The organism is Nocardioides sp., from assembly GCF_004803405.1.
In the GTDB taxonomy this organism is placed as follows: Bacteria; Actinomycetota; Actinomycetes; order Propionibacteriales; family Nocardioidaceae; genus Nocardioides; species Nocardioides vastitatis.
In genome coordinates this window covers 57,642-64,727 of the sequence record NZ_SSXI01000004.1, presented here as the reverse complement: position 1 = coordinate 64,727, position 7,086 = coordinate 57,642, and the positions used below count along the sequence as shown (strand labels likewise).

At 69.1% G+C, this 7,086-nt stretch carries 7 protein-coding genes and 2 pseudogenes; 5 read left to right on the top strand and 4 right to left on the bottom strand.

Annotation, left to right across the window (positions count from 1 at the left end; all coding sequences use genetic code 11):
- Window positions 1–206: 206 nt before the first annotated feature.
- The 3 genes and pseudogenes from E7Z54_RS23905 to E7Z54_RS23900 form a co-directional block, all read left to right on the top strand.
- Window positions 207–437: pseudogene (locus E7Z54_RS23905) on the top strand (4Fe-4S binding protein); the annotation flags it as partial.
- Between the two features lie 9 nt (window positions 438–446).
- Window positions 447–1,460 (top strand): 2-oxoacid:ferredoxin oxidoreductase subunit beta, encoded by a 1,014-nt coding sequence (locus tag E7Z54_RS00460; protein WP_136430854.1) that lies wholly within the window; start codon window positions 447–449, stop codon window positions 1,458–1,460.
- 128 nt (window positions 1,461–1,588) lie between these two features.
- A complete protein-coding gene (locus tag E7Z54_RS23900) occupies window positions 1,589–1,768 on the top strand; it encodes a hypothetical protein (protein ID WP_240769431.1) in 180 nt (59 codons plus the stop codon).
- A gap of 27 nt (window positions 1,769–1,795) precedes the next feature.
- Here the strand turns inward: E7Z54_RS23900 and E7Z54_RS24300 are convergent.
- Window positions 1,796–1,918: pseudogene (locus tag E7Z54_RS24300) on the bottom strand (hypothetical protein); the annotation flags it as partial.
- 13 nt (window positions 1,919–1,931) lie between these two features.
- Window positions 1,932–2,402 (bottom strand): winged helix-turn-helix transcriptional regulator, encoded by a 471-nt coding sequence (locus tag E7Z54_RS00450; RefSeq protein WP_136430852.1) that lies wholly within the window; start codon window positions 2,400–2,402, stop codon window positions 1,932–1,934.
- A 97-nt stretch (window positions 2,403–2,499) separates the two neighbouring features.
- Here E7Z54_RS00450 and E7Z54_RS00445 point away from each other — a divergent pair, with 97 nt between their 5' ends.
- Together E7Z54_RS00445 and E7Z54_RS00440 are read left to right on the top strand one after the other, a co-directional pair.
- Window positions 2,500–3,882, top strand: coding sequence for an MFS transporter (locus E7Z54_RS00445; protein WP_240769430.1), 1,383 nt, complete (start codon window positions 2,500–2,502; stop codon window positions 3,880–3,882).
- A gap of 67 nt (window positions 3,883–3,949) precedes the next feature.
- The gene (locus tag E7Z54_RS00440) at window positions 3,950–4,825 is read left to right on the top strand and encodes an alpha/beta fold hydrolase (protein WP_136430850.1); all 876 of its coding nucleotides are present in this window, start codon (window positions 3,950–3,952) and stop codon (window positions 4,823–4,825) included.
- 448 nt (window positions 4,826–5,273) lie between these two features.
- Here the strand turns inward: E7Z54_RS00440 and E7Z54_RS00430 are convergent, their stop codons facing one another.
- A complete protein-coding gene (locus tag E7Z54_RS00430; protein ID WP_136430849.1) occupies window positions 5,274–6,257 on the bottom strand; it encodes a zinc-dependent alcohol dehydrogenase family protein in 984 nt (327 codons plus the stop codon).
- Between the two features lie 170 nt (window positions 6,258–6,427).
- Window positions 6,428–7,021: a TetR/AcrR family transcriptional regulator gene (locus E7Z54_RS00425; protein WP_206055929.1), complete on the bottom strand. Its 594-nt coding sequence runs from the start codon at window positions 7,019–7,021 to the stop codon at window positions 6,428–6,430.
- Between the last annotated feature and the right edge of the window lie 65 nt (window positions 7,022–7,086).

Genomic DNA, 7,086 nt, shown 5'->3' with positions numbered 1-7,086 from the left:
AAGGCCACGGGAACATCTCCTACGACCCGGCCAACCACGACCACATGGTCCGGATCCGGCAGGCCAAGATCGAGCGGATCGCCGACTCACTTCCGCCGTCGCGCCTCATCCGTGCTGAGTTCCTGGTCGACGCCGAGGGCTACAACCACGTCTACGGCCTCCCACTGAAGGCCGCCGAGCTCGCCGAGGCCATCGGCCAGCACGTGGGCAAGCGCATGCTCTACATCCATCCCGACGAATGCGTCGGCTGCGGCGCGTGCGAGCCCGTCTGCCCGCAAGAGACGATCTTCAACCAGGACGACGTGCCCGACGAAACCGCCGAATTCACTCGCATCAATGCGGAGTTCTTCGGCGACGTCGGCTCGCCCGGAGGCGCTTCATCGACCGACCTGTCGGATCATGACCACCCTGCAGTCGCCGCGGCTGCCGTCGGGTAGGAGGCGCGCGTGACCGCTCTCGAACTTCCCCTGCCGACGTATCGTTCGGGCACCGACCTGATCCCGGCCGCCGACGGACCGCAGACCGCCAAGGAGTTCACCAGCGACCAGGAGGTCCGCTGGTGCCCAGGATGCGGCGACTACGCCGTGCTCAAGGCCGTGCCGTCCTTCCTGCCCGACCTCGGCCTGCGCCGCGAGAACATCGTGTTCGTCTCCGGCATCGGCTGCTCCAGCCGGTTCCCGTACTACCTCGACACCTACGGCATGCACTCCATCCACGGCCGTGCCCCATCGATCGCGACCGGGATCGCCACCGCCCGCGAGGACCTGTCGGTGTGGGTCGTCACCGGAGACGGCGACGCGCTCTCGATCGGCGGCAACCACCTGATCCACGCCCTGCGCCGCAACGTCAACATGACGATCCTGTTGTTCAACAACCGGATCTACGGCCTCACCAAGGGCCAGTACTCACCCACCTCCGAGGTCGACAAGGTCACCAAGTCCACCCCCGTGGGATCCCTGGGCCACCCGTTCAACCCGGTCTCCCTGGCCCTGGGCGCCGAGGCCACCTTCGTCGCCCGGACCATCGACTCGGACCGCAAGCACCTCACCGCGGTGCTCTCCGCCACCGCCGCCCACCGCGGCACCTCGTTCGTCGAGATCTACCAGAACTGCCCGATCTTCAACGACGGCGCCTTCGACGCCATCAAGGGCTCCGAGGCCAACACCCACCTGCTGCGCCTCGAGCCCGGCGTCGAGGTCACGGTCAACGGTCGCGCCTGGGCCCACGACCCGCCCGCGGCCGACCCGGCCGACCAGTTCGCCATCTCCCCCATGGGCGAAACCGCCGGCCCCCTGGGCGCCGGCGGCCCGATCCCGATCGGCATCTTCCGCCAGGTCGAGCGGCCGTACGACGACCTCGCCCGCGCCCAGGTCGCCGAGGCGCGTGCCTCGGTGGACGGCACCGACGCCGATCGGCTCACCCAGCTGATCAACGCCGGCGACACCTGGAACGTCGGCTGACCGCCGGTCCCCCTCATGCGCGCGGTCATTTAGCTACCGCCGGGGCTGTCCGTCGACACGTCCTCACTCTCGGCCGTCGAGGGGCGCTGCCACCTCAGTCGCGTCGTCACCGGCACAGGATCCGTCGCGTGAGCGGCGAGCTCCAGCTCGTCATCGACGAGGCGACCTTGCCGGACCTGAACGGTGCCCGGCCCAAAGGGAGGCTGCCCTACCGCGACGTGATGCTCGAGCCGGTCGCCGGCGATCTGCACCGTGCCCGCATAGAAACACCGACCGGACTCGGGCCCGCTTGCGGCGATGGTGGCTGAGACCCACCGGTCCGTGGTGTAGAGCAGGATCCCTTCCGGCTCCTCCCCGAACGGATTCCACGTCCTGCCGTTGGCATCCGTAGCAACGGCCGACCTGAGCCGCCACGCGCCGACCAGGCTCTCGAGTCTCAGCTCCTCGCCCCCGCTCATCGTCACCATCCCGTCACTTGCGGGTTGCGACGAGGACCTCTGACTCAGCCACGTCATGGCCGGCCGCGCAGCGCACCGCCGCCCGAACCTCGGCACCGCAGCCGACGTGGGTCATCGCCACGCCACCGTCGTCCGGCGCGTGGATCGCGCCCCACTGGAGCAGGCCGAGGACCACCGGCGTCAGGTCGTGCCCGGCGGGCGTCAGGACGTACTCGTGGCGGGTGCGCTGGCCCGGCTCCTGGTAGGGCTGCTTCTCAAGCACCCCGGCCGCGACGAGACCGCGCAGCCGCTGCGCCGCGACCGCCTCGGTGACGCCGACCCGCTGCCAGAGCTGGTCGAATCGCGTCGCGCCGTAGAACGCCTCGCGGATCAGCAGCAGCGCGGTGCGGTTGCCGACCAGGCCCAGAGTGCGCTCCAACGGGCACCTGTCCCCCAGGGCGCGGTCACCCCGCTCGGCCAGCACTCCTGCCACTTGCACGGACATGAGCACATCTTACAGGGTCTGACTTGCGTTATCCATAGCCAGATCTCTACGGTACCTGACTATGCAGTCGGCAAGTCAGCAGCGCACGCTCGCGGTGATGGCGATCCTGACCGGCGCGAGCTTTCTCGCCGGTCTCGACCTGTTCATCGTCAACGTCGCCTTCGACGACATCGGTCGCGACTTCAGTACGGGCGCCGTTCATCCGCCCTCCCTCGGCGACCTCAGCTGGATCCTCAACGCCTATGCGGTCGTGTTCGCTGCGCTGCTCATCCCGGCGGGCCGCGTCGCCGACCGCTACGGCCAGAAGGGCGGATTCATCGCCGGTCTCACGCTGTTCACTGCCGCCAGCCTGGCCTGCGGGTACGCCGACGACGTCTGGACGCTGGTGGCGCTGCGCGCCCTTCAGGCGGTCGGCGCGGCCGTCATGACGCCGGCGAGCCTCGGTCTCCTCCTCGCCGCTCTCCCACCCGAGCGCCGCCCTTCCGCGGCGCGGGGGTGGGCTCTGAGCGGCGCTATCGCAGCCGCGCTCGGCCCCGCCGCGGGCGGGGTACTGGTCCAACTGTCGTGGCACTGGGCCTTCTGGGTCAACGTGCCGGTCGGCATCGCGCTGATGGCGGCTGCCATGCGCCTGGTCCCGGACGCCCGCCACAACGAAGGCGCTCCGCGGCCGGACCTGATCGGCGCACTGCTGCTCGCGGTCGCCGTCGGCGCCTTGGTTCTCGGACTCGTGCAGGGCAACGACTGGGGCTGGTCGTCGAACCGCACCATCAGCGCCTTCGTTGCAGCGGCCGCCGCGCTCCTGGTCTTCGTCGCCTTCTCGCGACGTCACCCGAATCCCGTGATCGATCCCGGCCTGTTCCGCGTGCGGTCCTTCACCTCGGTCAACATCGCCACGCTGCTCTTCAACGGCAGCTTCGGGGCGGCGCTCCTGCTCGCGATATTGTGGATGCAGCAGGTCTGGGGGTTCTCCGCACTCGAAACCGGCTTCGCGATCGCCGCCGGCCCGCTCGTCGTACCTGTCGCCAGCATTCTCGCGGGCCGGCTGTTCGGCCACTTCCACCCGTCACGGCTGATCGCCACGGGCGGCGTGGTGGTCGCCGTCGGCGCGACCCTGCTGCTCGTCGGGCTCACGACTGACCCGTCCTACTGGAGCACCGTGCTTCCCGGATGGCTCATCATCGGCGCCGGAGTCGGTCTCGGACTCCCGAACCTGGTCGCAGCCGCGACCGCCACCCTGCCACCGGCACAGTCGTCCACCGGAAGCGGCATCATCAGCATGGCCCGCCAGGTCGGACTCGTCCTCGGCGTCGCCATCTTGGTCGGCATCCTCGACACCGGCGTCGCCAACCTGGACACCGTCAGGTGGGCCTGGCTGTTCATCGCGGCCACTGCACTCGCCTCGTCGGTCGCTGCGCTCACCATGACCAACGAGCGAACCCCGGAGACGGAGCAGACCGATGCCGTGGTCCTGGCGCACTGAGCACGGATACGTGCCGTCGCACCGACCAGGCCGCACAACGTCCAACCACACGTCTGAGGAGACGACCATGTCCAGCGAAACTGAGTCGACGATCCGAATCGCGGGAACCAGCAGCCACTTCCTCGACCCGACCGCCCCGGGAACGCAGGGCCACGGCCGACTGCGCTACCTCGCCGGCGGGACAGGTTCGCCGCTCGTCCTGCTCCATACCGTGCGCACCCAGGCCGAGCACTTCAGCCACCTGATTCCACTGGTCCAGGACCGCTACACGGTGTACGCCCTCGACCTACCAGGCATGGGGTACTCCGAGATCGTCCCCGGCGCCTCCCACGACGAGCCTGCGATGCGGGCAGCCGTCAAGGAGCTCATGTTGCAACTCGATCTGCGGGACGTGACACTTCTCGGCGAGTCAATGGGCGCCGTACTCGCCCTCACGACGGCAGCGGACCTGCCAGAGCGCGTCCGCCGGGTCATCTCGATCAACCCCTACGACTACAGGGCAGGGATCAGCAGGTCCAGCCTTCTCGCCCGGCTGATCATCGCTGGCGTCCTCGCTCCGGGCATCGGACCGACGCTCGCAGGCGTGGAGCCGAAGCCGATCATGCGCGCGGTCCTCCGCGGCGGTCTCGCCGACAAGAGTGCGCTGCGCCCCGACTACCTAGATGAACTGCTCAAGGTCGGCCGCCGACCTGGCTACGCGGCGGTAGCCCGAGCGGTGTATGGCAACCTCCCTAGCCTCATCACCGCCCGTTCGCGCTACACCGAGGTCGCTGCACCGATCCACCTCGTGTACGGCGAGAGGGACTGGTCCCGCCGGTCGGATCGACAAGCCAACAAGCAGCTGCTCGCCGCCGCGGAGTTCACCGAGGTCGCGGGCGCCGGTCACTTCGTCGCGCTGGAGCGTCCCGACGTGCCCGCGGAGCTGCTGAACTCGGTGGCGTGAGGGGACGTCCGCTCCCACGATCGGCTCTCAGCCGACCTCAGGGCTCGGCCGGTCCTCCCTCCAGGCCACGGTCGCCTGCAACACCGCCTCGCTGAGCGCTTGGGTGCGCAGCGGCGTCACGAGCTGGTACTCGGGGTCGGCCACCATCTGGCTGAAGGCAAGCCTGGCGCGTCGGATACCGCACGAGCAGAACCGTGTCCCAGCTCTGACCGTCCTCGCCGACCAGCGTCGTGGAGCCGTCACCGACATAGAGGACCTCACCTCCGTAGCGAGGCAGGAACTGCGACCGGAGCGCGTCGACGTAGCGCTGATAAGAGGCGCGGCCGTCGTCGGCGAAGCGCAGCAGGTTCAGCATCACGACCGGGCCGCCGTGATCCTCGCTGAGGAAGCGCTTGAGGTCAGCGCCCCGGGGATCGATCGCGATCGCGTCCGCCGTCCTTCCCAGCTGTCACCACGTGAAGAGCACCTTGCCGCCGCGACCGACGTCCGTCGCGTGTGAGATCGCCTCCTGGTGCCGCTCGAGGTGGTAGCAGGCGGCGACCGGGACGTGGAGGGTGCCGTCGGCGACCAGTGAGGCCAGCCGGGCGTACTGCGCCGTGATCTCCTCGGCCGGCGTGACGTCCAGCCAGTGCTTCTGCCAGAAGCCTCGGACGTGGAGGTCACCGAAGATCAGGTCCGCCGGCGCCACGGTGACGGGGGCACCGCTCATCCCGCCGTAGCTCACGAGAGTGCCGCCGTGGGCGAGCCTGGCGGCGAGCTTGCCGACGGCCTCGCCGGCGATCGGGTCGAGCACCAGCGACAGCCGCTCATCACCGAGCGCCTTCGCAACCTGCTCGCCGAGGTCCTCACCGTCCACAACGACGGCGTCGGCGCCGAGCTCGAGGAGCTCCGCGGCGGCCTCGGGACGACGTACGACGCTGAGGGTCCGGAGACCGGCCTGCTTCGCCAACGCGATCACGTAGCGACCGACGGCCGAGGTGCCGCCGGCCTGTCCCACCCAGGAATCCGATGGCAGGTCGACGAAGGAATGGAGGAGAAGGTCGGCCGTCATCGGGTTGACGCCGAGCATCGCCAGCTGCAGCAGGTCGGCTGCCGGATCGACGGGGATGGCTGCGGCCTCGGAGATCGCGACCTGCTCCTGCCAGGTTCCGTGCTGCAGGGTCGGCAGGATCATCACCCGCTCGCCGAGACGAGAGCGGTCGACGCCAGCGCCGACCGAGGTGATCCGACCCACCCCTTCGGTGCCCAGCGGGGCGGGAAGTGCTGGACGATGGCCGTACCAGCCCCTGATGAGGAGCAGGTCGGACGGGTTGATCGGTGCGGCCTCCATCGCCACGACCACCTGCCCTCCTGCAGGCTCGGGGGGGTCTGACTCGACGAGCTCCGGAACCCGGGTCGGCTTGCCGAACTCCCGCATGCGCAGGACCTTCATCGTGGCCTCCGTCGCTGGATGCGATGCCTGATCTGTGGCTGACCGCGGGACCCGACCCTTCGGGGCCTGCGGCAGAGCCTCTGCTGAGGACCGTAGGGAGGATCAGGCAACGCGCCCTGGTACGGGAGCGCCAACCGCTGGGACGAACGCGCCAGGCTCCGCGACGTCACTCAGTTCGGTTGGGCCTCGAACGCAGCGTTGAGGAGAACCTCCGCAGCCATCCGCCCCTTCAGCGCGGTATCGGCGTGATCCGAGTGCATCTGTGCGCTCACGAAGACCCCGTCCACCAGCATCAGCAGCTGCGTGGCCAGCGACTCGGTCTCCCGGAGGCCCGCTTCGGTGAGATAACGGGAGAACGCCTCGCGCACGAACTCCTTGTGAGCCACCGCGATGCCCACGAACGGGTGGTCGGGGTCGGCCATCTCGACCGCGGCGTTGATGAAGGCGCAACCCCGGTAGTCCGCCCCCGAGACCAGCTGCCCGAGGACGTCGAACATCGCCAAGACGCGCTCCCTGGGGGTGTCGGCGATCAGTTCGACCTCGCGCTCGAACATCGCACGGACCCGCTTGTCCTTGTCGGCGAGGAACGCCTCCACGAGCCCTTCCTTGGAGCCGTAGATGCGGTAGAGGCTCATGATCGGCGCACGCGCCTCCTCGAGCACCCGGTTGATGCCGACCGCCCGAATGCCCTCGGTGTAAAACAGCTCCGCCGCCTTCATGAGGCGCTCTCGCGGTGCCGCATCCGTCTTCGCTGCCCTGGCCATAGGAGCGATGATAGCGAACTGTCTCTCCCGGGGCGAAGCCGGACGTTTGCCGAGTCGGGAAACAG